Annotated in this window: 25 protein-coding genes; 22 read left to right on the top strand and 3 right to left on the bottom strand. The window is 50.5% G+C overall.

Going from position 1 to position 23,989, the window contains the following annotated elements; all coding sequences use genetic code 11:
- Nucleotides 1-110 precede the first annotated feature (110 nt).
- Together rsmD and coaD are read left to right on the top strand one after the other, a co-directional pair.
- Nucleotides 111-704 (top strand): 16S rRNA (guanine(966)-N(2))-methyltransferase RsmD, encoded by a 594-nt coding sequence (gene rsmD / locus FHS16_RS10765; protein WP_183561812.1) that lies wholly within the window; start codon nucleotides 111-113, stop codon nucleotides 702-704.
- Nucleotides 691-1,194, top strand: a complete 504-nt coding sequence (gene coaD / locus FHS16_RS10760; RefSeq protein WP_221226312.1) for a pantetheine-phosphate adenylyltransferase — start codon at nucleotides 691-693, stop codon at nucleotides 1,192-1,194. The genes rsmD and coaD overlap by 14 nt, the downstream gene beginning before the upstream one ends.
- A gap of 36 nt (nucleotides 1,195-1,230) precedes the next feature.
- Here the strand turns inward: coaD and FHS16_RS10755 are convergent, their stop codons facing one another.
- The gene (locus FHS16_RS10755) at nucleotides 1,231-2,445 is read right to left on the bottom strand and encodes a nucleoside recognition domain-containing protein (protein WP_183561810.1); all 1,215 of its coding nucleotides are present in this window, start codon (nucleotides 2,443-2,445) and stop codon (nucleotides 1,231-1,233) included.
- A 171-nt stretch (nucleotides 2,446-2,616) separates the two neighbouring features.
- Between FHS16_RS10755 and FHS16_RS10750 the strand changes: the two genes are divergently transcribed.
- A complete protein-coding gene (locus tag FHS16_RS10750) occupies nucleotides 2,617-3,669 on the top strand; it encodes a S16 family serine protease (RefSeq protein WP_183561808.1) in 1,053 nt (350 codons plus the stop codon).
- Nucleotides 3,670-3,798: 129 nt separating this feature from the next.
- Here FHS16_RS10750 and FHS16_RS10745 read toward each other — a convergent pair whose 3' ends face one another.
- The gene (locus FHS16_RS10745) at nucleotides 3,799-5,058 is read right to left on the bottom strand and encodes a nucleotidyltransferase (protein WP_183561806.1); all 1,260 of its coding nucleotides are present in this window, start codon (nucleotides 5,056-5,058) and stop codon (nucleotides 3,799-3,801) included.
- Nucleotides 5,059-5,219: 161 nt separating this feature from the next.
- Here FHS16_RS10745 and FHS16_RS10740 point away from each other — a divergent pair, with 161 nt between their 5' ends.
- The 18 genes from FHS16_RS10740 (at nucleotide 5,220) to trmD (ending at nucleotide 21,784) form a co-directional block, all read left to right on the top strand.
- On the top strand, nucleotides 5,220-5,741 hold the full coding sequence (locus FHS16_RS10740) for a YceD family protein (protein WP_183561804.1): 522 nt from the start codon (nucleotides 5,220-5,222) through the stop codon (nucleotides 5,739-5,741).
- A 38-nt stretch (nucleotides 5,742-5,779) separates the two neighbouring features.
- Complete coding sequence (gene rpmF / locus FHS16_RS10735) at nucleotides 5,780-5,953, top strand: 50S ribosomal protein L32 (RefSeq protein WP_006036546.1); 174 nt, start codon at nucleotides 5,780-5,782, stop codon at nucleotides 5,951-5,953.
- Nucleotides 5,954-6,228: 275 nt separating this feature from the next.
- The gene (fapR, locus tag FHS16_RS10730) at nucleotides 6,229-6,825 is read left to right on the top strand and encodes a transcription factor FapR (RefSeq protein WP_183562128.1); all 597 of its coding nucleotides are present in this window, start codon (nucleotides 6,229-6,231) and stop codon (nucleotides 6,823-6,825) included.
- Nucleotides 6,809-7,798, top strand: coding sequence for a phosphate acyltransferase PlsX (gene plsX / locus FHS16_RS10725; protein WP_183561802.1), 990 nt, complete (start codon nucleotides 6,809-6,811; stop codon nucleotides 7,796-7,798). Before fapR ends, plsX begins: the two co-directional genes overlap by 17 nt.
- A 9-nt stretch (nucleotides 7,799-7,807) precedes the next feature.
- Nucleotides 7,808-8,794 carry a beta-ketoacyl-ACP synthase III gene (locus tag FHS16_RS10720; protein WP_183561800.1) on the top strand — a complete coding sequence of 329 codons (987 nt, stop codon included), beginning with the start codon at nucleotides 7,808-7,810 and terminating at the stop codon, nucleotides 8,792-8,794.
- Nucleotides 8,795-8,817: 23 nt separating this feature from the next.
- Nucleotides 8,818-9,756 carry an ACP S-malonyltransferase gene (fabD, locus tag FHS16_RS10715; protein ID WP_183561798.1) on the top strand — a complete coding sequence of 313 codons (939 nt, stop codon included), beginning with the start codon at nucleotides 8,818-8,820 and terminating at the stop codon, nucleotides 9,754-9,756.
- Between the two features lie 15 nt (nucleotides 9,757-9,771).
- Entirely contained in the window at nucleotides 9,772-10,521 is a 750-nt protein-coding gene (fabG, locus tag FHS16_RS10710; RefSeq protein WP_183561796.1) for a 3-oxoacyl-[acyl-carrier-protein] reductase, read from the top strand.
- Between the two features lie 91 nt (nucleotides 10,522-10,612).
- Nucleotides 10,613-10,846, top strand: coding sequence for an acyl carrier protein (locus FHS16_RS10705; protein WP_053375686.1), 234 nt, complete (start codon nucleotides 10,613-10,615; stop codon nucleotides 10,844-10,846).
- Nucleotides 10,847-11,136: 290 nt separating this feature from the next.
- Entirely contained in the window at nucleotides 11,137-12,378 is a 1,242-nt protein-coding gene (gene fabF / locus FHS16_RS10700) for a beta-ketoacyl-ACP synthase II (protein ID WP_183561794.1), read from the top strand.
- Nucleotides 12,368-13,072 (top strand): ribonuclease III, encoded by a 705-nt coding sequence (rnc, locus tag FHS16_RS10695; protein ID WP_183561792.1) that lies wholly within the window; start codon nucleotides 12,368-12,370, stop codon nucleotides 13,070-13,072. The genes fabF and rnc overlap by 11 nt, the downstream gene beginning before the upstream one ends.
- Before the next feature lie 156 nt (nucleotides 13,073-13,228).
- Complete coding sequence (gene smc / locus FHS16_RS10690) at nucleotides 13,229-16,804, top strand: chromosome segregation protein SMC (RefSeq protein ID WP_183561790.1); 3,576 nt, start codon at nucleotides 13,229-13,231, stop codon at nucleotides 16,802-16,804.
- Nucleotides 16,805-16,846: 42 nt separating this feature from the next.
- On the top strand, nucleotides 16,847-17,854 hold the full coding sequence (ftsY, locus tag FHS16_RS10685; protein ID WP_183561788.1) for a signal recognition particle-docking protein FtsY: 1,008 nt from the start codon (nucleotides 16,847-16,849) through the stop codon (nucleotides 17,852-17,854).
- 163 nt (nucleotides 17,855-18,017) lie between these two features.
- The gene (locus tag FHS16_RS10680; RefSeq protein WP_183561786.1) at nucleotides 18,018-18,380 is read left to right on the top strand and encodes a putative DNA-binding protein; all 363 of its coding nucleotides are present in this window, start codon (nucleotides 18,018-18,020) and stop codon (nucleotides 18,378-18,380) included.
- A 26-nt stretch (nucleotides 18,381-18,406) separates the two neighbouring features.
- The gene (ffh, locus tag FHS16_RS10675; protein ID WP_183561784.1) at nucleotides 18,407-19,783 is read left to right on the top strand and encodes a signal recognition particle protein; all 1,377 of its coding nucleotides are present in this window, start codon (nucleotides 18,407-18,409) and stop codon (nucleotides 19,781-19,783) included.
- A gap of 33 nt (nucleotides 19,784-19,816) precedes the next feature.
- Entirely contained in the window at nucleotides 19,817-20,089 is a 273-nt protein-coding gene (gene rpsP / locus FHS16_RS10670) for a 30S ribosomal protein S16 (RefSeq protein WP_053375694.1), read from the top strand.
- A gap of 25 nt (nucleotides 20,090-20,114) precedes the next feature.
- On the top strand, nucleotides 20,115-20,345 hold the full coding sequence (locus FHS16_RS10665; protein ID WP_053375695.1) for a KH domain-containing protein: 231 nt from the start codon (nucleotides 20,115-20,117) through the stop codon (nucleotides 20,343-20,345).
- A gap of 167 nt (nucleotides 20,346-20,512) precedes the next feature.
- On the top strand, nucleotides 20,513-21,037 hold the full coding sequence (gene rimM / locus FHS16_RS10660) for a ribosome maturation factor RimM (RefSeq protein ID WP_183561782.1): 525 nt from the start codon (nucleotides 20,513-20,515) through the stop codon (nucleotides 21,035-21,037).
- Nucleotides 21,038-21,040: 3 nt separating this feature from the next.
- Nucleotides 21,041-21,784: a tRNA (guanosine(37)-N1)-methyltransferase TrmD gene (gene trmD / locus FHS16_RS10655; RefSeq protein ID WP_183561780.1), complete on the top strand. Its 744-nt coding sequence runs from the start codon at nucleotides 21,041-21,043 to the stop codon at nucleotides 21,782-21,784.
- An 84-nt stretch (nucleotides 21,785-21,868) separates the two neighbouring features.
- Here the strand turns inward: trmD and FHS16_RS10650 are convergent, their stop codons facing one another.
- Nucleotides 21,869-23,284, bottom strand: coding sequence for a CAP-associated domain-containing protein (locus FHS16_RS10650; protein WP_183561778.1), 1,416 nt, complete (start codon nucleotides 23,282-23,284; stop codon nucleotides 21,869-21,871).
- A 200-nt stretch (nucleotides 23,285-23,484) separates the two neighbouring features.
- On the opposite strand from FHS16_RS10650, the gene rplS reads away from it, so the two are divergent.
- Nucleotides 23,485-23,826 carry a 50S ribosomal protein L19 gene (rplS, locus tag FHS16_RS10645; protein WP_053375699.1) on the top strand — a complete coding sequence of 114 codons (342 nt, stop codon included), beginning with the start codon at nucleotides 23,485-23,487 and terminating at the stop codon, nucleotides 23,824-23,826.
- Nucleotides 23,827-23,989: the final 163 nt, after the last annotated feature.

Below are 23,989 nucleotides of genomic sequence, written 5' to 3'. Positions count from 1 at the left end.
AAACGTTTTAAGGAGGAGGGGGAATCATTTTTTTACATCTACATTCGCTTTATTATGAAAGGGATTCTATGGTACGATAGGCGGGAATGAGATAGAAGGGGGCAATTGCAGTGAGAGTCATTGCGGGCGAGGCCAAAGGCCGCACGCTTAAGGCTGTGCCTGGCAAGAATACGAGACCGACAACTGATAAGGTAAAAGAAGCTATTTTTAGCATGATTGGGCCTTATTTCGATGGCGGAATGGCGCTGGATCTGTTCGCGGGAACGGGCGGCTTAGGTATCGAGGCTTGGAGCAGAGGCGTTGCGCAAACAGTGTTTGTCGACCGAGAGAAAATAAGCGTCGATATTATTCGTCGAAATGTCGAGACGGCGAAGATGGGAAGCGCTGCTGAAATTTATAGGAATGATGCGGAGCGCGCATTGAAAGCGCTAGCGAAGCGGGGGCAGAGGTTCCGGCTTGTTTTTCTTGACCCGCCATACAAAATGGTAACGATGGACAGCTTAATGTCGGATCTTGCAGCGAATGATCTCCTCGAGCCGGAGGCTATTATTGTCGTGGAGCATGATGCGTCTCACCAGTATCCGGAGCAGCTGGGGCAATTCGAGCAATTCAAGCACGCGAAGTATGGGGATACTGCGGTTTCCATCTATCAATACAACACCTTAGATAGCCAAAACGGAAGTGAGGCCGATGTTCATGAGTAAAATAGAGCGAGTAGCCGTATATCCTGGTACCTTCGATCCTGTCACATACGGTCATTTGGATATTATTCGCAGATCAGCAAAGCAATTTGACCGACTTATCGTTGCCGTTTTAAATAATTCAAGCAAAAATCCGCTGTTTAGCGTGGAGGAGCGCAAGGCGCTTTTGACTGAGGTAACGAGCGATATTCCCAATGTGGAGATTGACAGCTTTCGCGATTTGCTTGTCCGGTTCATGAAATCGCGTCAAGCGAATGTGATCATCCGAGGTATACGTTCGGTGACCGATTTCGAATACGAGCTGCAGCTTGCATCAACGAACCATTTGCTGGACGCTGAAATCGATACGATGTTTATGATGACCAATCCGAAGTACTCTTACTTAAGCTCCAGCATCGTAAAAGAAATCGCACAATTCCACGGTGCCGTGCATGAGCTTGTTCCGCCGGTCGTGGAACAGGAGCTGCGCATTAAGTATAAACCCCAAATCTAGCTTTAGCATAAATATAGAATGATTCTATTATTCGTGCTACGCTGACCGATTCGTTTTTCGATAGGGAAGCAATATCATAGAAACAAATAGACTAAACAGGGCAAGAAGCAGGCAAGCCGAGAGTGACAGCGGCCATAATAGCGGCAGATCGCTTGTTTTTAATGCGACGGCAACCGCCTGGTCAGGCGTTAGAGCCTCGGCGGAAGTATAAGCAGGTACGTCATTTGGAGCCAGCCAAAAGCCGAGCAGAGAAGTAATCGGCTTCCACAAAATTAGCATGAATAATGCGGCAAGCAAGGCGTGCGCGGCACGCCATGCAATGAACGGCAGCAGCTTAAGGTCGCTCCCTGTGATTGAATAACCTGCCTGCAGAATGCCGCTTAGCCCGCTCCATGCGAGTACAGCGGCGATTGCGGCAGCGTTGCCGACTGCGCCTGCCTCGGGAGATTGCCAGATAGCGGCTGAATAAGCACCCAAATGCCCCTCGAAGAAAGCTTGGCTGATGAAGCTAAGTCCTGTTTTAGCGAACAGCGGGGAGAGCAGCGGTTCTGTTAACTTGGCTAGAACGGCAGCGAAGATCATAAAACCGCCAATCATCATCAGTTTTTGAACACTGGCCGATACGGCATCGCCAAGCGCCTTGCCGAAGCTCCGCCCGTCTTGATCCCTGCCAAGACGAAAGGCGTCCGCTGCGCGTTGAAGCATGCTTCCGTCATTCGCCACAGAGTGAACGCTATGAACCGGCTCTTTTCGCTGGAAGATCGTTGCGCCGAGCATAACGCAAAGTGCGGAGAGCCATACGACTGAAGCGATCATGACGCCTACGATCGGTTTGTGAAGGAAACCTGCTCCGATGACCACCAGCATAAACAAAGGATTCGGCATATGGGCTAGGGCGAGCAGCCGCTGGCCCTGTTGTTTTGTGACGAGGTTTCTTTTGCGCAGAGAGGATGCTGCTTCGGCACCAGCAGGATATCCGCCCATCCAGCCTAGGACGATCGCGTGGGATGCTTCTCCTGGAAGCTTGAACAGTCGGTGCATTACGGGCTGCAGCAGCGAGCTTATGGCGTGTGCAAGGCCGAATGCAGAGATGAGCTCGAACAAAATGAGAAACGGCAGCAAGCCTGGGAATACGATGTTCCACCATACGGTGAGTCCCTGCAAGGAGGACTGAAAGGAAGCATCCGGCTGCAGGATGATGGCACTTACAAGTAGAATGGACAGAAAGGCTAGCATAACCGTTTTAGCCAATGCGACACAACTCCTTTATCTGAATGGGAAAATGTACGTTTGGACAGGACAATCCTATCTGTTAATTAGTACGCATGTTTGTTGAGCGATAGACCAGCAGCGGTGTTTGTCCGAAGGTTTAAGATAGAAGAAAGCAAGCATAGAGAAAGCAATAGGATCGGAGATCAGCGGATGCAAAAGAAACGGTCGGATTGGCGCAGAATAACTATGATCGCAGCAGCCACTGCAGCATTTATGTGGGTAATGCTTTATGCGCCTACGCCATATGTCGTTTATGAGCCGGGAATCGCGGTTTCGGTTAAGCCGATGATCTCAATCGAGGCTGGAGACAAGCCGGGGAATGGAGATTTCCTGCTCACTGCCGTGAAACTGACAGAGCCTAATTTTCTAAGAACGTTTTCGTCGATGTGGGATGCGAACAAGGATGTACATCTAAGGCGTGATGTGTTTCGTGGATATACGCAGGAGCAGTTTGCGGTGAGGCAGCAGGTCATCATGCAAGGTTCGCAAAATAATGCCATAGAAGCTGCGTATCACTATGCGGATTTGCCATATTCGACCAAAGCAGATGGACTGCTTGTCGCGGATATCCTAATCGGAGGCGACCCCGCTCGGAGCGGGTTCAAGAGTGGAGATTTGCTGCACGGCCTTCGTGGGGGCGAACAGGCAGAAACGGCAGAACAGTTGCTGGCTTCGATTCAAAGCCTAAATCAAACTGGCGTTGTTTCATTCGACGTGGATCGAGATGGCCAGCGCACGCAAATAAGCTTTCCAAGGGAAAGCTTTAGCGAGAAGATGACGAATGAGCAACTGCTTGACGTACTCGGGATAAAAAGCCTGACGGAGCTTCGGAGCCTTGAGCCGGATGATCCGGAGAACAGAATTACGATTGCAGCTGGCGAGATCGGAGGCCCGTCAGCGGGATTGGTTTTTGCGCTGCAAGCTTTGGAGTTGTTGACGGAAGGCGACCTGTCCGGCGGCAGTCGGATCGCAGCAACGGGAACGATCACGGTTGACGGCAGGGTTGGAGCGATAGGCGGCATTAAACAGAAGATTGTGATCGCCAGCGAAAAAGGCGCCAAGCTGTTTCTCGTACCGGCTGGCAATTTCAAGGAGGCCGAGGCGAAAGCCAAAGCGCTGGGCACGGCAATGAAAATTGCCAGCGTTAGCACGCTGCAGGAAGCTGTTCAGCAGGTCACGCTTTTGCAAAAGGCAGCCCAATAATCCAAAGTATGCTGACTCTTAGTTGAGACGTGAAGAATCTAAGTACGACTGACCCTTAATTGAGACGTGAAGAATCTAAGTACGACTGACCCTTAGTTGAGATGCGAATAATCAAAGCATTGCCGATTCTTAGATGAAATTCGAACCGGCAGTAACAGGCTTTTCGGTGAAATCGCGGAACATGGATGCAACAGATGTTTGGCCAGACACGCCAAGCATATATACGCCGCTTGCTTGAGTGTCCAGCTCCAAGTAACGGTAAGGCTGCGGCGCCCGCGCGGCACTGTGCAGTACAGGAAGCTTGGCTGAATTCCGCATCCGTCGCAATAAAAGCTTGCCTTTTTCGGAGAAACCGAGCACTCTTATATATTCAACACCAGAAGCGAGCTTGTCCGCAGTGAAATCCTGCTTGCGATGTCCGAGCAGGATCGCGAGGAGTGAACGCTGCAGCTTCGTTCGCGTGTAGCGCTTGGTTTTCAAAGCACTCAGCAGGTCGTCGAAGCTTCTTGAAGGAAGAGTAGGCAACACGCCGCGGATTCGGTACTCCAAGCCCTCGGTTATTTCGTGGAGATCCGCGAGATCTTGAGGAGTACGAGTAATAATGGCTTGGAGCAAAGCATTCGTGAAGGGCTCCCAGCTGATCGGGCAGCGGCCAGCTGACCATTCCTGCTGAAGAATGTTCCATGTCGATTCAGGAACATAGGCGCGCACATCCTCGAGTGATTGTTGCTCGAGAAGAAGCTTGCGGATAGCGGTTGCGCTTGCGATTTGGCTGTCTGTTGCCGTGGCTTGATTGTATTGCGCCTTTTCGCGGGCAATGGTGAACGGCTCCATTTTTGCTTGCAATCGGTTCCGTGCAAGCAGATAATGGAGTCCTAGCGTATGGTTTGGAAGCGCGAAAGGGAAGGCTGAAGCTGTTGCATGGCCAAGCTCAGCCAGATAGCTTGTGATTGCGCTGCTGTATGCGCTCGGGTAGCTCACTCCGGTTTGGAGCTGCTGCTTCAAGAGTGCTTTGAAAGCGGGAGGCTCCTCAGCGACGATATCGGCAGCCTTTAGGAGCGGATCGAGCTCGCCGTTCTCCGTGCCGAAGCAGAAGCTGTCAACGACGCCGGTCGCTTCAAGCAGCGATACCGCTCCGTAAGCGAACCACTCGGCCGCTTGGGTCGCGTATGCGACGGGCAGCTCTATGACTAGATCGCAGCCGCCCTCCAGCGCCATTTGCGTCCGAGACCATTTGTCGAGCAAGGCCGGCTCGCCTCGCTGCAGGAAATGGCCGCTCATAACGGCAACGACAGCATCCGCTTGCGTTATTTTGCGCGATTGTTGCAAATGATACAAATGTCCGTTATGGAACGGATTGTATTCGACAATAAGTCCGACTGTACGCATAAGCTGAATCCTCTCTCTGTTAAATGTTGGTGGTTTAACTATAGCACAGCGGAGATGCCCAATCACGGCCTGCACGAAGCAATAATGAAAAACAGTGTGAAAATGTTGACAAAACGGTAGTCTGATAGATATAATAATCTTTGTTTGTTTGGGGTGATCTGATGCAGTTTCATATTCAAGAAACAATGTCCAAAGGGTTGAAATCGACAATCGACGAACAGATCGATGTCAGTGACCTTTTTAAGGGACGCCAGGATGTTTATCGTACGGGACCTCTTCATGTATCACTTCAGGTTACCGGGCACGAAGGTTTCATCGAAGTTGACGGCAAGCTTGCCATCGACCTCGAGCTAGCCTGCTCGCGTTGCCTCGAACCGGTGAAGGAACATACGGTCATTCGATTCTCGGAAGTATTCAAGCGGGCGGAGTCAAACGAAGAACGCGATGAAGACATGGAAGAGGAAGAGAGTGATTTCATTGAAGTAAATGCGGACAGATTGGACCTGAAGCCTTATGTGGAAGAAGCGCTACAGTTGTTCATGCCTTTTGCACCGCTTTGCAGCAATGATTGTAAGGGTCTCTGTCAGACTTGCGGACAGAACTTAAATGAGCACAAATGCAGCTGCTCGACGGAAAAGATTGATGTCCGTTTTGCGGCGCTAAAGGATCTATTTAAGGAATAAGCGTAATACCGATTGAATTTTTGAAGGAGGTGTTAAATATGGCAGTACCTCAGCGTAGAACATCCAAGACTCGCCGTGATAAACGTCGTACGCATTTCAAACTTGCAGTACCGGGCATGGTGAAATGTGAGCAATGCGGCGAGCTGAAATTGGCTCACCACGTATGCAAAGTTTGTGGATATTACAAAACAAAAGAGATCATTTCCCAATAGTGAATTGATGTCAAAGGTAGCACCTCATCATTTGATGGGGTGCTATTTTTATTGTCGCAGGAAGGTGAAGCCGCGATCTTGCAAGCGAGCTTTCAACGCATCCTTTTAACGCCGCATTGCGCTCGGGCGCAATTTTTTATATACTTAATTAGTACCAGGTGATAATATCAAGCAACATACATATACTATTTATGCGAAAGTTTTATAGGACTGAGGCACGGAATAATGACCTAATCGATATAAATTGGTAGAAGGTGGTGCCGGACATCGAACGAATGCCCAAACGGCAGCGGCATCAGCAGCTTGCCCGATACATTGACGAAAATCCCTTTATAACCGATCGGGAGCTTACGCGACTGCTCAAAGTAAGCATCCAGACGATTCGGCTTGACCGCATGGAGCTTGGCATTCCTGAGCTTCGTGAGAGGCTGAAGCTGATGGCGGAACGCTCTTACGATTCTGTCAGGTCTTTGCCGCTACACGAGGTCATCGGCGATATCGTTGACTTGGAATTGGACAAGAGCGGCATCTCGGTATTCGAGATTAAGGAAGAGCATGTGTTCTCCAGAACCGGCATTGCGCGCGGACATCATGTGTTCGCACAGGCGAATTCACTTGCCGTAGCTATTATAGATGATGAAATTGCTCTTACTGTAACAGCAGATATTCGCTTTATTCGTCCCGTAAAGCTTGGAGAGAAATGTATTGCCAAAGCCTATGTGCGGTCGATATCGGGAGAGCGGAGCAAGGCGAAGGTCGAGCTGTTCACGTATGTTGGCGATGAAATGGTATTCCAAGGGAACTTTGTCATTTATCGGTCCGCGGCAGACACAGATACTGAAGGAGGAGACTTACGTGCGGATCGCTATTGATGCTATGGGCGGCGATAATGCTCCAGGATTAATTGTACAAGGTGCGATGGACGCCGCGGCGCAGTGGCCGGATACGGAACTGCTGCTTGTGGGAGACACCTCCGTCATTGAACCGCTTATGAAGGGACAGAAGCCTTCAAATATTACGATTTGCCATGCGGATGAGGTGATTGGTCCCGACGATGAGCCGGTTAAAGCGGTTCGCCGCAAAAAAGGGGCTTCAATGGTCGTTGCGGGACAGCTTGTCCGCGAGAAGCAAGCCGATGCGATGCTCTCTGCGGGCAATACCGGCGCTTTGATGGCAACGGGCTTGCTCGTCGTTGGAAGGATGGACGGCATTGAGAGGCCTGCGCTTGCGCCGATGATGCCTACAATGGACGATATCGGCATTCTAACGCTGGATTTGGGCGCGAATATGGATGCAAAGCCCGAGCATTTGGTGCAATACGCCATTATGGGCAGCATTTACCGCACAAAGGTCCATGGCCTTGAGAAGCCGAGAGTCGGACTGCTTAACGTTGGTACGGAAGCCATGAAGGGCAACGAAATGGCTAAGGCGGCCTATGCTTTGCTTGAGCAGGCGCCTGTCCATTTCATCGGGAACGTTGAAGCAAGAGATGTGCTTAATCGGAATTGCGATGTATTAGTATGCGACGGTTTTGCAGGCAATATTATGCTGAAAGCCATGGAAGGCGCTGCGGGTACGATATTCACATCGCTTAAAGAGGCGTTCAGCCAAACGCTGCTGACCAAGCTTGCGGCGGCAGTTATGCTGCCTAAGCTTCGTCCATTGAAGAAGCGGATGGATTATAAGGAGCATGGTGGTGCGCCACTGCTAGGCTTGAACGGACTTGTCGTGAAATGCCATGGTTCTTCAGATGCTCTAGCTGTAAAAAATGCGGTTCGACAAGCTAGAACAGCGCTTCAAGGCCAATTGATTGAAACAATTGCAGCAGAAATAAACGGGAAGTGAGTGTGCGAAATGGGTTTACATCCTGTAGGAATTATCGGAACGGGCAAATACGTGCCTGAACGTATTTTATCGAATAAAGAGCTTGAAGCTATGGTGGAGACCAATGATGAATGGATCGTTACTCGCACGGGCATCAAAGAACGCCGGCTGGCAGCTGCTGAAGAAGCGACGTCCGACCTTGCCCTTCATGCATCGCGCGCTGCAATTGCTGCTGCGGGACTGACGGCAGAGGACATCGATCTGATTATCGTTGCGACCATCACGCCTGACATGTTTTTCCCATCCACAGCATGCCTTCTCCAGGATAAGCTTGGAGCGAAGAAAGCTGCGGCATTTGATTTGTCAGCGGCATGTTCAGGCTTTATCTATGGGCTTGCTACCGGCTCTAGCATGATAGCCAGCGGCATGTACAAGCATGTGCTGGTCGTTGGTGCTGAAACGTTGTCGCGAATTACGGATTACACGGATCGTAATACCTGCATTCTATTCGGTGACGGTGCGGGTGCTGTCGTTCTTGGCGCAGTGGAAGAGGGGCGCGGATTCCGCTCGTTCGAGCTCGGCGCGGATGGCAGCGGCGGAGAGCTTCTCAAGGTAAGCGGCGGCGGATCGCGCGTCCCTGCCTCGGAAGCGAGCATTCAAAGCAAGCAGCACTATATCTATATGGCCGGCAACGATGTATTCAAATTCGCGGTCAGAATTATGGGCAGCGTAGCTGAAGAGGCATTGCTGAAAGCAGGGATCGCCAAAGAAGAGGTCGATCTGCTGGTTCCACACCAAGCGAATATCCGTATCATTCAATCTGCGCTGAACAGGCTGAACCTGTCAGAGGACAAAGCAATGATTAACTTAGATAAATACGGCAATATGTCATCCGCATCAATACCCGTTGCACTTGCGGAAGCAGTCGAGCAAGGGCGCGTGAAGGAAGGCGACCGCATTGTGCTGGTCGGTTTCGGCGGCGGCTTGACTTGGGGCGCTTCCGTCCTTGTATGGTAATTTCAATTTAGGAGGAAACACTCTTGAGCAAAATTGCATTTGTATTTCCAGGACAAGGCGCACAGGCGGTTGGAATGGGCAAGGATGCATTCGATACCTTTGACCGCTCGCGGTCGGTGTTTGAACAGGCGGATGAGGCGCTAGGATTCTCCCTGAGCAGCATTATATTTGAAGGGCCGGAGGAACAGCTGAAACAGACTGCGAATACGCAGCCTGCACTGCTAACCGTCAGCGTGGCCTTGCTCGAAGCATTGGAAGGCAAGGGCTTGAAACCTGATTATGTAGCAGGACACAGCTTGGGTGAATACAGTGCGCTTGTTGCGGCAGGCGTTCTATCATTCGAGGATGCCGTGCGCACTGTCCGTGCACGCGGACAATTCATGGAGCAAGCTGTCCCAAGCGGACAGGGTGCGATGGCTGCCGTGCTTGGAGCAGAGCGTGAGACGCTTGCTGCGCTTTGTGCTGCTATCACAGCGGAAGGCTCAGCAGTGGAGCTTGCGAATGTGAACTGCCCGGGGCAAATTGTGGTATCTGGGTCGGCTGCTGGCGTAGAAGCGGTCGTTCAGCGAGGAAAAGAAGAAGCTGGCGCTAAGCGGGTCATTCCACTTGAAGTAAGCGGTCCTTTTCATTCGTCTTTGATGAAGCCGGCAGCCGATAATCTTCAAACGGTGCTAGCGGACGTTTCAATGAAGGATGCTTCTGTTCCTGTCATCGCGAACGTAACGGCCAAAGAAGTTGTTTCGGCTGGCGAGATTCGTTCCTTGCTCGTAGAGCAAGTCTATTCGCCAGTGCTGTGGGAAGACAGCGTGCGTTATTTGATTGAACAAGGCGTGGATACATTCGTTGAAATCGGATCAGGCACCGTTCTAGCGGGCTTAATCAAAAAAATCGACAAAAGTCTGCGGATTATTTCCATTAACAATATTTCCGCGCTTGAAGCGCTGCAAGCCAATGAACTTTAGGATGGAGGAAATTCAATGTTTGCTAGCTTGGAAGGCAAGAAAGCACTCGTAACTGGCGCATCGCGCGGAATCGGAAGATCGATCGCCATAGCGCTTGCGGAAGCAGGGGCGGATGTCGCCATTAACTATTCAGGCAGCGAAGCTGCGGCAGCGGAAACGGCGCAAGCTGTGGAAGCTTTAGGCAGACGCGCCATTGTGATCAAAGCGAACGTCGGGAAGACGGTTGAATTCGACGCGATGGTAAAAGAAGTTATTGAACAATTCGGAGCTATTGATATTTTGGTAAACAATGCCGGCATTACTAGGGATAATTTAATCATGCGAATGAAGGAAGACGAATTTGATCAAGTTATTGAGACGAACCTGAAGGGCGTATTCAATGGCATCAAAGCCGTTACCCGCACCATGATGAAACAGCGCGCAGGCCGTATCATCAACATTTCATCCGTTGTTGGCGTGCTCGGAAACCCTGGACAAGCCAACTATGTAGCGGCGAAAGCTGGCGTCATTGGTTTGACTAAGGCAAGCGCGCGCGAGCTTGCGTCCCGGGGCATCACTGTTAACTGCGTTGCCCCCGGATTTATTCAAACCGAAATGACGGATAAACTTCCGGAAGAGATGCGGCAGTCCTTGGCTGGCCAAATTCCGCTTGCCCGTCTCGGAGACCCGAGCGACATCGCAAATGCGGTCCGTTTCCTTGCTTCCGACGCTTCAGCCTATATGACTGGACAGACGATTCACGTAGACGGCGGCATGTATATGTAATGCGGATTTATTTCCCTAAGCGGAATTAAAACGGTTACGTATGGCAATTTATCTTTAATTCTCGTATAATACCATGGAGGAGGTGAACCGGATGTCCGAAGTAGTAGATCGCGTAAAACGTATCGTCATCGACCGACTAGGCGTAGACGAAGCGGAAGTTACACTAGAAGCTTCATTTAAAGATGACCTCGGCGCTGACTCTCTTGATGTCGTTGAATTGGTCATGGAGCTAGAAGACGAGTTTGATATGGAAATTTCTGATGAAGATGCTGAGACAATCACCACTGTGGGAGAAGTAGTTAAATACATACAATCTCATACGTAAGAAGGACAAGTCCCGTTTTTAATAAACGGGACTTCTCTCCATCTAGGCCGTTTCACCATTCCTAATTATGGAAGCGCTACAGCTTTTACATACACAAGCGTAAATGGCTTCATGAGCAATGAATTTATACCTCCTTATATTTCAAGCGTAAAGGCGCTGCCGTTTACGAACGGAATTGCTTTAGTTTACCGAGAAATATAAGCAGGGTATACGCAAAAGGCATGATCGGCTTGCAAGTTCTGAGTGCGGCCATATGCGCAATAAAAATGCTGGATACAGAGGTGAATCGAATGAAACAAAGAGTAGTTGTTACGGGTATGGGCGTTATTACTTCGCTTGGTTCTGATTTGGAACAATTTTGGGGAAACCTGCTTGAAGGAAAGTCGGGCGTATCGGTTGTTGAGGCTTTCGATTTCTCTGAATACCCTACTTATATAGCGGCGGAAGTTAAAAACTTCGTCCCTGAGGATTATGGATTGGATAAAAAAGAAGCACGCAGAATGGACAGGTTCGTACAGTTCGCGGCAGTAGCCAGCCAGTTGGCGGTTAAAGATGCGGACTTGCAAATCGGCCAAAATGCTGATCCGGAGCGCGTAGGCGTTATGGTCGGCTCCGGCATTGGCGGACTTGGCACTTGGGAGGATCAGCACAATATATTGCTGGAGAAGGGACCGAAGCGCGTTAGTCCGTTCTTTATCCCAATGATGATAGCGAATATGGCATCGGGTCAGGTTTCCATGCTAACGGGAGCTAAAGGGCCGAATAGCACCGCGGTTACTGCATGTGCGACAGGCACGCATTCCATCGGCGATTCTTTTAAGCTGATTCAACGCGGCGATGCTGACGTTATGATCGCAGGCGGCGCTGAAGCTACGATCAGACCGACAGGCATGGCAGGCTTCTGCTCCATGCGTGCGATGTCCGTACGCAATAGTGAGCCCGAGAAAGCAAGCCGCCCGTTCGATATTGATCGCGATGGCTTCGTTATGGGTGAAGGTGCGGGCGTATTGGTACTGGAATCACTTGAGCACGCACAGGCACGCGGAGCGAAAATTTATGCGGAGGTCATTGGCTACGGCATGAGCGGCGATGCTCATCACATGACTGAGCCGGACCCGGATGGCGCTGCGCGCTGTATGGTGAAAGCGATGAAGGATGCGGGCGTTGAACCTTCGGATATAGATTACATTAATGCGCACGGTACTTCTACGCCGGTAGGAGATCGTTCGGAGACGAAAGCGATCAAAAAGGCGCTCGGCGACCATGCTTATAAAGTAGCGGTAAGCTCGACCAAATCGATGACGGGCCATTTGCTCGGCGCAGCTGGAGGCGTCGAAGCTGTCATTTTAGGCTTAACGCTAAAAAATGGCATTATCGCACCGACCATCAATTTGGACAACCCGGATCCGGAATGTGATCTGGATTACGTGCCAAATACGCCGCGTGAAGCGAATGTGAGAACGGCTTTGTCCAACTCCTTCGGCTTTGGCGGACATAATGCGTCGATCGTGATGAAAGTTTATGAAGCGTGATTCCTTCTATGAGCTGCAGCAGAGGCTGCAGCTCAGCTTTAAGCGGACGAAGCTGCTGAAGCAGGCTTTCACCCATACCTCTTACGTAAACGAGCACAAGCGCGGCTCCGCACAGGATAATGAACGTTTGGAATTTCTAGGCGATGCCGTGCTGCAGCTGCTTGTATCGGAATATTTGTTCGCGACGTATCCTCAGCGGCCGGAAGGCGAGCTTACGAGAATGCGTGCTTCCATCGTCTGCGAACCGTCACTTGCACAGTTCGCGGAACGTTTGGAGCTCGGCTCGCACGTATTGCTTGGGCGCGGCGAAGAACAGCTCGGAGGCAGGCAGAGACAAGCGCTGCTGGCTGATCTGTTCGAGTCATTCGTAGGAGCCATTTTTCTCGATGCCGGTATTGAACAGACTAGAGCCTTTCTCAATGAGCATATGTTCCCGTTCGTCGAATCGAACGATTACGGATTGCTAGTGAAAGACTCCAAGTCCAAGCTGCAAGAGCGCTCTCAGCATCATGGCCTCGGCGCAGTCGAATACCGGATCATAGAGGAGCGCGGACCAGCACATGACCGTGAGTTTGTTGTTGAAGTCTACCTCGGTGAAGAACGCTTCGGAGTCGGCAGTGGGAGGACGAAGAAGGAAGCGGAGCAGCGGGCGGCGGCAGAAGCATGGCGCACGCTGTCGCAGGAACAAGGTTAAACGGATAAGAGAGTATCTAACAGGTGATGCAGCCTGCAGATACTCTCTTTTTGATAAGGGGAAAATGCTGACGTGGAGAGGTCGTATTTAGCGGCAGGAATGGTTATCAAGGCCTATGAATTGTGGTACAATGAGGGGTGAGGTGAAAACCAAGACATGTTTCTGAAACGGATTGAATTATCAGGCTTTAAGTCTTTCGCCGATCGGACCGAAATGGAATTTGTAACCGGCATTACAGCGGTTGTAGGTCCGAATGGCAGCGGGAAAAGTAATATTTCGGACGGCATTCGCTGGGTTCTCGGCGAGCAAAGCGCAAAGAGTTTGCGCGGCGGCAAGATGGAGGATATTATTTTTGCCGGAAGCGATGCACGCAAGGCGGTCAACTACAGCGAGGTTTCGCTGACGCTTGACAATTCGGATGGCGCGTTGCCCCTTGAATACAATGAGGTTACCGTCACGCGCCGCGTGCACCGAAGCGGGGATAGTGAATATTTGATAAATAAGCAGCCATGCAGGCTGAAAGATATTACCGAGCTATTCATGGATACCGGCATCGGTAAAGAGGCTTATTCCATTATTGGACAGGGCCGAATTGAAGAAATTTTAAGTACGCGCTCAGAGGATCGGCGCGGTATTTTCGAAGAAGCGTCAGGCATTGTTAAATACAAATCGCGCAAGCGCGAAGCACAGCGCAAGCTTGACGAAACCGAACAAAATTTACTCCGTATTCACGATCTTGTGACTGAGCTTGAGGATCAGGTGACTCCGCTCCGCAAGCAGTCGGAGAAAGCTATCCAGTTCAAAGCGCTCAAGGAGCAGCTCAAGACAAAAGAAATTTCAATGTACGTACATAACATTGAACAGATACACGGATCGTGGACGGAGGCTAACGGCAAGCTGGAGCGTCTGCAGCAAGAGCAGCTTCAGCTATCAACCGTAGTCAGCAAACATGACGCACACCTGGAGAAGGATCGCCAGCAGCTTCGAGATCTTGAACTAGAGCTCGACCAGTTGCACGAGGCGATGCTGCAGATTAGTGAGGACTTCGAAAAGTGCGAGGGCTACGGCGAGGTATTGAAGGAACGCAAGCGAAATTTGGAGCAGAACAAACAGAAGCTCGAGGAATCAATTGCAGCCCAGGATTCCCGTATCGTGGCCATGTCGCAGGAGGAAGCGGAATTCCGCAGCCGTGCGGCAGCGCTGCAGCTGCAGCTTGCGGATCTAAGGTCGAAGATTGCTGACGAGGAAGCCCGCTTGCTCGGCGTGGCAGGCGGAGCTGTCGCGGATGCGGAAGAAACGCTCAAAAGCGAGCTGCTGGAAGTCTTAAGCGCCATGGCTCAGCACCGTAACGAAATTCGCTATGCGTCGCAGCAGCAGGAAACGCTGCAGCGGCGTATGGAACGGATAAGCGAGGACGAAGCCAAGTGGCTCGACCAGCAGGCGAAGCTGGACGAGAGAAGATCAATGCTTGCTTCGGCGCTTGAAGCCACGCTTGCGCGTCTGGAACAGGCAAGAAGCAAGACGCTGACGGAATCGGAACAAACGAGAGCGATATCTCAGAGTTTGGAGGAGGTTACGCTTGCGATCCGAAAGTGGGATCAGAAGCTGGACAGCCATATCTCACGCCGCGATACGATGAAGGAAATGCAGGATGCGCTAGACGGATTTATGCAAGGCGTTAAAGAAGTGCTCAAAGCCTCAAGAAGAGGCAATAGCGGCATAAGCGGCGTTCACGGCGCCGTCGCTGAGCTGATCCGCGTTCCTGAGCGTATTGAAACGGCTGTGGAGACAGCGCTTGGCGGGGCTTTGCAGCATATCGTAATGGAAGACGAGAAAACAGCCCGTACCGCGATTGCTTTTTTGAAGCAGCGCCAATTAGGTAGGGCTACATTCCTGCCGCTTGATGTCATCCGCGGCAGGCAGGTGCCAGAGCATGATAAGCGCACTGCCGAATCCGTTGACGGTTTCGTTGGGGTAGCTGCAGATCTAGTTAGCTCGGACGACCGTTACGCGGCAATCGTTAATAACCTGCTCGGCAATGTGTTGCTTGCCGAAACCTTGGAGCAGGCGAACCGGATCGCTTCGAAATGCCAATATCGTTACCGCGTTGTGACGCTGGAAGGCGATGTCGTAAATGCCGGCGGCTCCATGACGGGGGGGAGCTTGCAGAAGAAGGGCGCCAGCTTGCTCGGCCGTCAGCGCCAGATCGAGGCCCTTGATAAAGAAATTACGGATGCACGCCGGACGGTGGAGCAGCTTCGCAACAAGCTAAGCGACCTGCGCAAAGAGCATTCGATACGTTCGCATAACATCGAAGAGCTGCGTGCGGAGGGTGAGAAGAGCCGAATCGAGGAACAGCAGATCCGGGCCGAGCTTCAGCAGCTTCATAATGAAGCGAAGCATCTGGAGGAACAGCGGCAGCTGTATTCAGCTGACCGCAACACGCATTTGACTGAACAGAAGGATGTCCAAGCTACGGCGAAATCAGCCGAACTTCGGTTAGAGCAGCTCGTAATTGATGAAGCAAGGCTTCAGGAAGCCATTCGCATGGCCGAAGAGCGGCGCAAAGCAAGTGAATCGGCGAAAGAGGAACTGCAGGGCCAGCTTACGGACATCAAGATTGCCGCGGCTAAAACCGATCAAGAGAAGCTTTCCTTTGAGGATCAGTCCGCTCGCGTCCGCGCTGATATACAGCGAGCCAAGCAGGAACTGGCGAATTTGCGTTCCTTATCCGCTCAGCAAGAGGAAGAGCTGGCTAGACATGCGAGTGAGTCGGTGCAGCAGATCGAACAGCTGAATCATCTCCGCATTAAGAAGCAAGAGTGCGCGGAGCAAACGGATTTGAAACGCGCCGCACGTGCGCAGCGCATTGCAGAGCTTGACCTTGGCGAGAGTGAGACCAAGGAGCAGCGGGCACAGCTTAGGCAGGTCGAAGAGCAGATGCGGCAGACGGAAATTGCCGCCAATCGGCTAGATGTTGAGCTCGACAATCTGCTTCGCAAGCTTAGCGAGGAGTATGAGCTCAGTTATGAGCTGGCGAAGGAGCAGTATAAGGTGCCGGAGGACGTGCTTGGCACCCAAAACGAAGTTAGGGATATCAAGCGTCAAATTACTTCGCTTGGCGAGGTAAACTTAGGCGCAATCGAAGAATACGAGCGCGTCAGTGAACGGTTCGAGTTCTTGTCCGAGCAGAAGAATGACTTGATCGAGGCGAAAACAACGCTGTATCAGGTTATCCGCGAGATGGACGAAGAGATGTCGAAGCGCTTCAAAACGACCTTTGAAGCCATTCGCGGCCACTTTGTCGTTGTATTCGCGAAGCTGTTCGGCGGAGGACGCGCAGATCTTGTGCTCGTTGAACCGGATCGCGTCTTGGATACGGGCATTGATATCGTCGCCCAGCCGCCTGGCAAAAAGCTGCAAAATCTTCAGCTGCTCTCAGGAGGAGAACGCGCATTGACGGCAATCGCGCTGCTGTTTGCTATTTTGCAAGTGAAGCCTGTTCCGTTCTGTGTGCTTGATGAGGTTGAGGCTGCACTCGATGAAGCGAATGTTTCGCGCTTTGCGCAGTATTTGCGGGAATTCTCAGAATTAACGCAATTTATCGTCGTAACGCACCGCAAAGGAACGATGGAAGAAGCGGATGTGCTGTATGGCGTTACGATGGAGGAAGGCGGCGTATCGAAGCTGGTATCCGTGCGCCTAGAGGATGAAGAGCCGGTATCCGCATAAAGAATAGACATGCCGGCAATGTGAGGATGAGGAGTGGGAACGATGAGTTTTTTTAAGAGGCTGAAGGAAAGCATCGCAACAAAAACGGAAGCGGTAACGAATATATTCAAGGAAGGTTTGACGAAAACCCGCACGGCGTTTGTGGAAAAGGTCGAGGAGCTCATTACGCGTCGCAAGAAGATTGACGAGCAGTTTTATGAAGAGCTTGAAGAAATTCTTATCGGAGCAGATGTTGGCGTTAACACGGTCATGCAGCTCATTGACGATCTCCGGGTCGAAGTGAAGAAGCGGAAAATAGAGGATGCTTCTGATTTGCAGCCCATTCTGTCTGAGAAGCTCATTAACCTCATGAAGGGGGATGACCAATCGAGTTTGCGTATGGCGCCAAGCGGAATTACGGTTATCTTGTTCGTAGGCGTTAACGGGGTCGGCAAAACGACAACAATCGGTAAGCTCGCGCATAAGTTCAAGAGCGAAGGAAAAAGCGTCCTTATGGCAGCGGGCGACACGTTCCGCGCCGGAGCGATCGAACAGCTCGAGGTATGGGGACAGCGTGTTGGGGTTGATGTCATCAAGCAGCAATCCGGTTCAGATCCGGCAGCCGTCATGTTCGATGCGGTACAAGCAGCTAAGCAGCGCGGCGTGGATGTTCTGTTATGCGATACAGCTGGACGGCTGCAGAACAAAACGAACCTCATGGAAGAGCTGAACAAGATTTTCCGCGTTATTCAGCGCGAGCTGCCGGATGCTCCGCACGAGGTGCTGCTCGTACTGGATGCAACGACGGGGCAAAACGCCCTTAGCCAAGCAAAGCTGTTCGGCGAGAAAAGCGGCGTTACCGGACTTGTGCTCACTAAGCTGGATGGTACCGCTAAAGGCGGGATTGTTATCGCGATCCGCAATGAGCTCAGTTTGCCTGTTAAGCTGGTTGGGCTAGGGGAGAAAATGGGCGATCTCCAGCAGTTTGATTCCGAGCAATTCATCCATGCGCTGTTCGCGGGCTTGATTCAGCGCGAGGAAGCAGAAGAAGCTGAGAAAACGCAGGAATAACGCTCGTTTCAAGCATGGCGGCGCTTGGAATAAGCGGCTCAATAAGGTGACAAGGGGAAATGCTTGACAGCAGCCTATAGCGTCATGTATGATAAAAGACGTTGTCAGGTGTAAAGGTATTTACCTTGTCGGCGAAACAAGCTTAACAGGAGGGGCTAAGGGGATGAAAGCAAACGAACCAGATGCCTTGTCCAAAACAACCCGAATAAACTTGTTGTTCGACTTTTACGAGCCGCTCTTGACTGAGAAGCAGCGGACGTTTCTCAAATATTATTTTCATGATGATTTCTCCCTTGGGGAGATTGCGGCAGAGTTTGGCATAAGCAGACAAGCGGTGTACGAGCATATCAAGCGTGCGGAACAGGTGCTTGAGAGCTATGAAAGCAAACTGAGCTTGCTTGTGAGGCATGAATCGCTTCAACAATTAACGGTGCAGCTCGTAAACAGCGTGAATGAGCTTTCCATTGCCGAGCATGACAGGCAGGCGCTCATTCAAGTTATTGCACAGCTTAAACTGGATGAATAATACATAATGAATGGAGGTGACGGTACATGGCAGCATTCGAGAGCTTATCAAGTCGGCTTCAAAATGTGTTCAGCAAGCTGAGGGGCAAAGGCAAGGTTTCTGAAGAAGATGTTAGCGAAGCAATGCGCGAGGTGCGTCTGGCGCTGCTTGAGGCAGACGTTAACTTTAAAGTCGTGAAGGACTTTATTGCGAAGGTGAAGGAACGGGCTATTGGGTTGGATGTATCCAAAAGCTTTACGCCCGGCATGGTCGTCATCGATATCGTAAATAAAGAGCTAACCGAGCTGATGGGCGGTACGCAGAGCAAGCTGGCGAAAGCAAACAAGCCTCCAACCGTTATTATGATGGCGGGCTTGCAAGGTGCCGGTAAGACAACGACGACCGGGAAATTGGCCAAGCTGCTCCAGAAGAGCAACAATCGGCCGCTTCTCATAGCCTGCGACATTTACCGTCCAGCTGCCATCAAGCAGCTGCAGGTGCTTGGCGAGCAAATCAATGCGCCGGTATTCTCCTTGGGTGACCAGACTTCTCCCGTCGAAATTGCGCGTGCAGGTCTCCAGCATGCGAAAGAGAACGGCAACGATTATGTCATCATCGATACAGCGGGCCGCCTGCACATCGATGAAGAACTGATGGAAGAGCTGAAGCAAATCCATCAGGTAACGAAGCCTGACGAAGTGCTGCTCGTTGTTGATGCAATGACGGGCCAAGACGCAGTAAACGTCGCCCAAAGCTTTCATGAGCAGCTTGCCTTAACGGGCGTTGTACTTACGAAGCTTGACGGAGATACACGCGGCGGCGCGGCGCTTTCGGTCAAAGCCGTAACAGGCTGTCCGATTAAATTCGCGGCTATGGGTGAGAAAATCGACTCGTTGGAGCCGTTCCACCCAGAGCGTATGGCTTCACGTATTCTCGGCATGGGCGATATGCTCTCCTTGATCGAGAAAGCGCAGATGAATATCGATGCGGATAAAGCCAAGGAAATGGAACGTAAAATGCGTACGGCAGAATTTACGTTCGATGATTTCCTAGAGCAGATGGAGCAGGTCCGGAATCTGGGACCGCTTGATCAAATTATGGATATGCTGCCCGGCATGAACAAGATGAAGGGCATGAAGGATATGAAGGTCGATGAGAAGCAAATCGGCCGTGTCGAGGCGATTGTTCGCTCCATGACGAAAGAGGAGAAGCAAAAGCCCGAGCTGCTTAACCACAGCAGGCGCAAGCGTGTTGCTGCCGGCAGCGGTACAACGATCGTTGAGGTTAACCGCCTTATTAAGCAGTTCGACGACATGAAAAAAATGATGAAGCAATTCTCTTCGATGATGGGTCCGAAAGGTCCAAAAGGCGGCAAAAAAGGCCTGAAGGGCATGCTCGGAAAAAATATGAAATTCCCGTTTTAACGGTAGTTTACTCTTTGAAGGAGGTGAATTTTCATGGCAGTACGTATTCGTTTGAAAAGAATTGGTGCTCATAAAGCTCCATTTTACCGCGTAGTCGTTTCGGATTCCCGTTCGCCGCGTGACGGACGTTTTATCGAAGAAATCGGTACTTACAACCCGGTTGCACAACCGGCTCAAGTTAAGATTGATGAAGAGAAAGCGTTGAAATGGTTGCAAACAGGAGCACAAGCTTCTGATACCGTTCGCGACTTGCTTTCCAAAGCTGGTGTTCTTAAAAAGTTCCATGAGCTTAAGCAACAGAAATAACTGTTGAACAGCGGAGGGCCTTGAGATGAAAGAATTGATTCTTGTCATAGCGAAGGCATTGGTTGATCATCCTGATCAGGTGCAAATCAATGTGAAGGATGATGACCGTGGCACGATATACGAGCTTTCGGTTCACCCCGAGGATATCGGTAAAATCATCGGTAAACAGGGACGCATAGCGAAAGCGATGCGTACGGTAGTGACTTCTGCTTCCGTCAAATCGCAAAAGCGCGTCATCGTCGACATTATGTCATGATGCACGTAGGGGAGAAAGGCTAGGATCAACGTCCTAGTCTTTTTTCTATGCAAATGCAGATGCTGCAGGTACTCTCCGCTTAACGAAACGACTTCGTCCCCTTGCCATGGAACGAAGTCGTTTTTGCATGTATAATGAACATACATACAAATGAAGGGCTGGTTGTTATGAACGAGAAGTGGTTTACGGTTGGCAAGGTTGTGAATACGCACGGCATACGCGGAGAACTCAAAATATTATCGCAAACTGATTTCGCTGAGGAACGTTTCGCTGCTGGAAGCACGCTGCTCATGCTGAATGAGGAATCTGGGGCTTCGCTGGAAGTGAAGATTATCAACTCTCGTGCGAACAAAAACGTATACATATTGAAGCTTGAAGGCTTCACTGATATTAATCAGGTCGAGAAATACAAAGGCTGGACGTTGAAGGTATCTGCGGACAAGCAGCTTGAGCTGGATGAAGGCGAATATTATTATCATGAGATTATCGGCTGTCGCGTTTTCTCCGAAGAAGGAGACGAACTAGGCGTTATATCCGAAATATTAAGTCCAGGCGCCAATGATGTCTGGGTTGTCGACCGTCCCAAAGGTTCCGGCAAACAGCTTCTTATTCCCGTAATAGATGACGTTCTGCTAAAAGTAGATAAGAAAGAGAAAATAGTGACGGTCCATTTGATGGAAGGATTGATTTAGGGAATGAAAATAGATGTGCTAACGTTATTTCCGGAAATGTTCGAAGGCGTGTTCAACGCTAGCATTCTAGGGAAAGCAAAAGAAAAGGGACTTGTTACACCGCAAGCGATCAACTTCCGTGCCTATTCGGGGAATAAACATAATACGGTTGATGATTACCCTTATGGCGGGGGGGGCGGCATGGTTTTGAAGCCTGAGCCCGTCTTTGCGGCTGTAGAGGATCTGAAGCTGGACGAGGCCATTAAACCGCGTGTGATCCTGCTATGCCCGCAAGGTGCGCAATTTACGCAGCAAAAGGCTGAGGAGCTGGCAAAAGAGGAGCATATCGTGCTTATTTGCGGACACTATGAAGGCTATGATGAGCGTATACGTGAGCATCTTGTCACGGACGAGCTCTCCATTGGCGATTATGTGCTTACGGGCGGGGAAATACCGGCTATGGTAATCATTGATAGCGTGGTAAGGCTGCTGCCAGGCGTTCTTGGCAATGAAACTTCAGCTGTGACAGATTCGTACAGCACGGGGCTGCTTGAGCATCCTCATTATACACGTCCGGCAGAATTCCGCGGCTGGGCGGTTCCGGATGTACTCATTTCCGGACATCACGCCAATATTGAAGTGTGGCGTCGTGAGCAATCCCTTATCCGAACGCAAGAGCGACGTCCTGATCTATTGGAAAGTGCGGAGCTTACCGATAAGGAGCGCAGATGGCTGACGGCTCGGCGGAAGCAAAGAGCGCCTCAATAAGATTGATAAACAATTGCGAATATAAGTGAAAGCCGCAGCGGTAGTCCGTTGCGGCTTTCGTTTGTTCTTTTTTAAGAAGCATGATTATGGCGTATAGAAGTTTTGGGTATAATAGACTTGATAGCTGCCGCCAACGGCGACTCCGGTACCAAGCTTCGTAAGCTTGCTGTCCAGCAAGGTCTCGCGATGTCCGGATTTGGAGTTCAGCCAGCCATAATGGGCGTGGATACTGCCTGGATAACCGGCTGCAATATTCTCGGCCGCTTGATGATAGTTGACCCCTTTAGCTTTCATTCGGTCAAACGGAGAAGAACCGCTGGGATTGATATGGTCAAAAAAGTCGCGTTTCTTCATATCCTCGCTATGACTGCGGGCGGATGAGGCTGCTAGCTTGTCCCATTCCAGCAGCGGAATGTCTCGTACAGCACGTTCTGCGTTTGCAAGGTCAAAGAGCTGCTGCTCCTGTGCGGCCGCAAGCTTGTCTGTATAAGCTGATTTGAGCGGACTAGCAATCGATTGCTTCATGCGAAGTATGCCTGAAATTTTATTAGCGTCCTGTTTGTCATAAAATAAAGTCATTCGCTCATTGCCTGAAGTAAAAGCATAATAGTCATCTTTAAGCACAACGTTTGTTGCGCTTTTAGCTAGCTTTTTGGCATTTTCAATCGTTTGTCCGATTTTAATCCCGGATGTGCTCGTCCAGTCGTCGCTCGCATTTGAGAAAAGTGCGACGACACGCGCGTTCTGAACGCCGAACATCATGTAGTGGCTGTAATCGGGATTGTGATAGATATGCCAAGCGAAGCTATATTCACTCAAATCAATCCGTTCAGGCTTGCCAAGCGCCTTCTGGAGCTTCTCAAGCGAGTCGTTAAGCGCGATGCCGCCAAGAGAATCGACCGTCTTTACAATTTTTTTGTCGGACAATTTATTCGAGTGCTGCTTCAGGTTATAAAAGAAGGTTAATGCTTCAGCGCGGGTTAGTTTGCCGCTAGGAATAAAACCGGCAACCGTTGCAGAGGTACGCCCGTTTGATATTTTCTCGTCAAGCAGCCATTGAATGGCGCCATTTTCCGTGAAAGCTTGTCCGGTTGCGGCAGATGCGAGCAGCAATGCGGCTTGGCTTCGTCTGAACTCCTTGGCTTGCTGTACGGGGCTAAGCGGCCAGCCGTGACTGTTGGCGTATTCGTAGTAAGGTTTCGACCAGGCAGCGCCAGAAGCAGAGGTTTCGTTAACCAAGCTATAAGTTCGGAGCAGCATAGCCAAAAACTCAGCTTCGTTTACGAGGTTATTCGGTTTGAAAAATCCGTCCCCATAGCCTTTTGCGAGCTTTTGGTCAACTGCCCAAGTAATATAGGAGCCGGCCCAATGTCCGTTTATATCTTTAAAAGATGTCGTCTCCGCGAAAATGCGAGAGGGAGCTGACAGAGCCAATAATAGTAAGACTGCAATTTTACCCCCTTTTTTAATCGCTGAAATGAACGTAAACGATTGGTGCAAATTGGTCACCTCTTCTGTCGGTGTTTGTCATATTTCAGTATACATGAAAAAGGAATAAAAAATCGTATTGTATTATTGGGCGAGCTATGGTAAAATTTCTAATGTTGTTCGTAAAGTCGGACGGTCCGCTATCAGCGATGATCCGGTTCAGAGGAATTCGGTGAGCTTATAAGAACGTCTATGTGGAAGGAGTGAATCAAATGAATCTTTTGCAAACAATTGCGCAAGAAAACCTGCGCCAAGGTCTACCGAACTTTCGTCCTGGTGACACGCTAAAAGTTCATGTAAAAGTTATCGAGGGAACTCGTGAGCGTATCCAATTGTTCGAGGGCGTTGTAATTAAACGTCGCGGCGGTGGAATCAGCGAAACTTTTACAGTGCGTAAAATTTCCTACGGTGTTGGTGTGGAAAGAACTTTCCCGCTTAACTCGCCTAAAATCGAAAAAATCGAAGTGGCTCGCCGTGGTAAAGTACGTCGCGCGAAATTGTACTACCTACGTAGTCTTCGCGGAAAAGCTGCTCGTATTAAAGAAATTCGTTAAGAACAAACGACAAGAGGGGCTTGCGCAAACAAGCTCCTTTTCGTTATTTCTAAAGGTCGTTTACATATTACAGCATATGGGAAGAAGGCGAGCAGAGTGGACTCTCAGCAGCGTAATGACGAACCGGTCAATGGCAATGATCAAGATGTGAAGGATACGCAGA

The sequence above is a fragment of the Paenibacillus endophyticus genome, assembly GCF_014192395.1.
GTDB classification, from domain to species: Bacteria; Bacillota; Bacilli; order Paenibacillales; family Paenibacillaceae; genus Pristimantibacillus; species Pristimantibacillus endophyticus.
Note: the sequence above shows the minus strand (reverse complement) of the source record. Positions and strands in the feature narration are given on the sequence as shown.

Excerpts from the sequence above, each read along its gene's own strand:
- coaD (WP_221226312.1), top strand. The coding sequence starts at position 691 with ATGTTCATGAGTAAAATAGAGCGAGTAGCCGTATATCCTGGTACCTTC.
- FHS16_RS10750 (WP_183561808.1), top strand. The coding sequence starts at position 2,617 with ATGCAAAAGAAACGGTCGGATTGGCGCAGAATAACTATGATCGCAGCA.
- FHS16_RS10745 (WP_183561806.1), bottom strand. The coding sequence starts at position 5,058 with ATGCGTACAGTCGGACTTATTGTCGAATACAATCCGTTCCATAACGGA.
- FHS16_RS10740 (WP_183561804.1), top strand. The coding sequence starts at position 5,220 with ATGCAGTTTCATATTCAAGAAACAATGTCCAAAGGGTTGAAATCGACA.
- rpmF (WP_006036546.1), top strand. The coding sequence starts at position 5,780 with ATGGCAGTACCTCAGCGTAGAACATCCAAGACTCGCCGTGATAAACGT.
- fapR (WP_183562128.1), top strand. The coding sequence starts at position 6,229 with ATGCCCAAACGGCAGCGGCATCAGCAGCTTGCCCGATACATTGACGAA.
- FHS16_RS10720 (WP_183561800.1), top strand. The coding sequence starts at position 7,808 with ATGGGTTTACATCCTGTAGGAATTATCGGAACGGGCAAATACGTGCCT.
- fabG (WP_183561796.1), top strand. The coding sequence starts at position 9,772 with ATGTTTGCTAGCTTGGAAGGCAAGAAAGCACTCGTAACTGGCGCATCG.
- FHS16_RS10705 (WP_053375686.1), top strand. The coding sequence starts at position 10,613 with ATGTCCGAAGTAGTAGATCGCGTAAAACGTATCGTCATCGACCGACTA.
- fabF (WP_183561794.1), top strand. The coding sequence starts at position 11,137 with ATGAAACAAAGAGTAGTTGTTACGGGTATGGGCGTTATTACTTCGCTT.
- rnc (WP_183561792.1), top strand. The coding sequence starts at position 12,368 with ATGAAGCGTGATTCCTTCTATGAGCTGCAGCAGAGGCTGCAGCTCAGC.
- smc (WP_183561790.1), top strand. The coding sequence starts at position 13,229 with ATGTTTCTGAAACGGATTGAATTATCAGGCTTTAAGTCTTTCGCCGAT.
- ftsY (WP_183561788.1), top strand. The coding sequence starts at position 16,847 with ATGAGTTTTTTTAAGAGGCTGAAGGAAAGCATCGCAACAAAAACGGAA.
- FHS16_RS10680 (WP_183561786.1), top strand. The coding sequence starts at position 18,018 with ATGAAAGCAAACGAACCAGATGCCTTGTCCAAAACAACCCGAATAAAC.
- ffh (WP_183561784.1), top strand. The coding sequence starts at position 18,407 with ATGGCAGCATTCGAGAGCTTATCAAGTCGGCTTCAAAATGTGTTCAGC.
- rpsP (WP_053375694.1), top strand. The coding sequence starts at position 19,817 with ATGGCAGTACGTATTCGTTTGAAAAGAATTGGTGCTCATAAAGCTCCA.
- FHS16_RS10665 (WP_053375695.1), top strand. The coding sequence starts at position 20,115 with ATGAAAGAATTGATTCTTGTCATAGCGAAGGCATTGGTTGATCATCCT.
- rimM (WP_183561782.1), top strand. The coding sequence starts at position 20,513 with ATGAACGAGAAGTGGTTTACGGTTGGCAAGGTTGTGAATACGCACGGC.
- trmD (WP_183561780.1), top strand. The coding sequence starts at position 21,041 with ATGAAAATAGATGTGCTAACGTTATTTCCGGAAATGTTCGAAGGCGTG.
- rplS (WP_053375699.1), top strand. The coding sequence starts at position 23,485 with ATGAATCTTTTGCAAACAATTGCGCAAGAAAACCTGCGCCAAGGTCTA.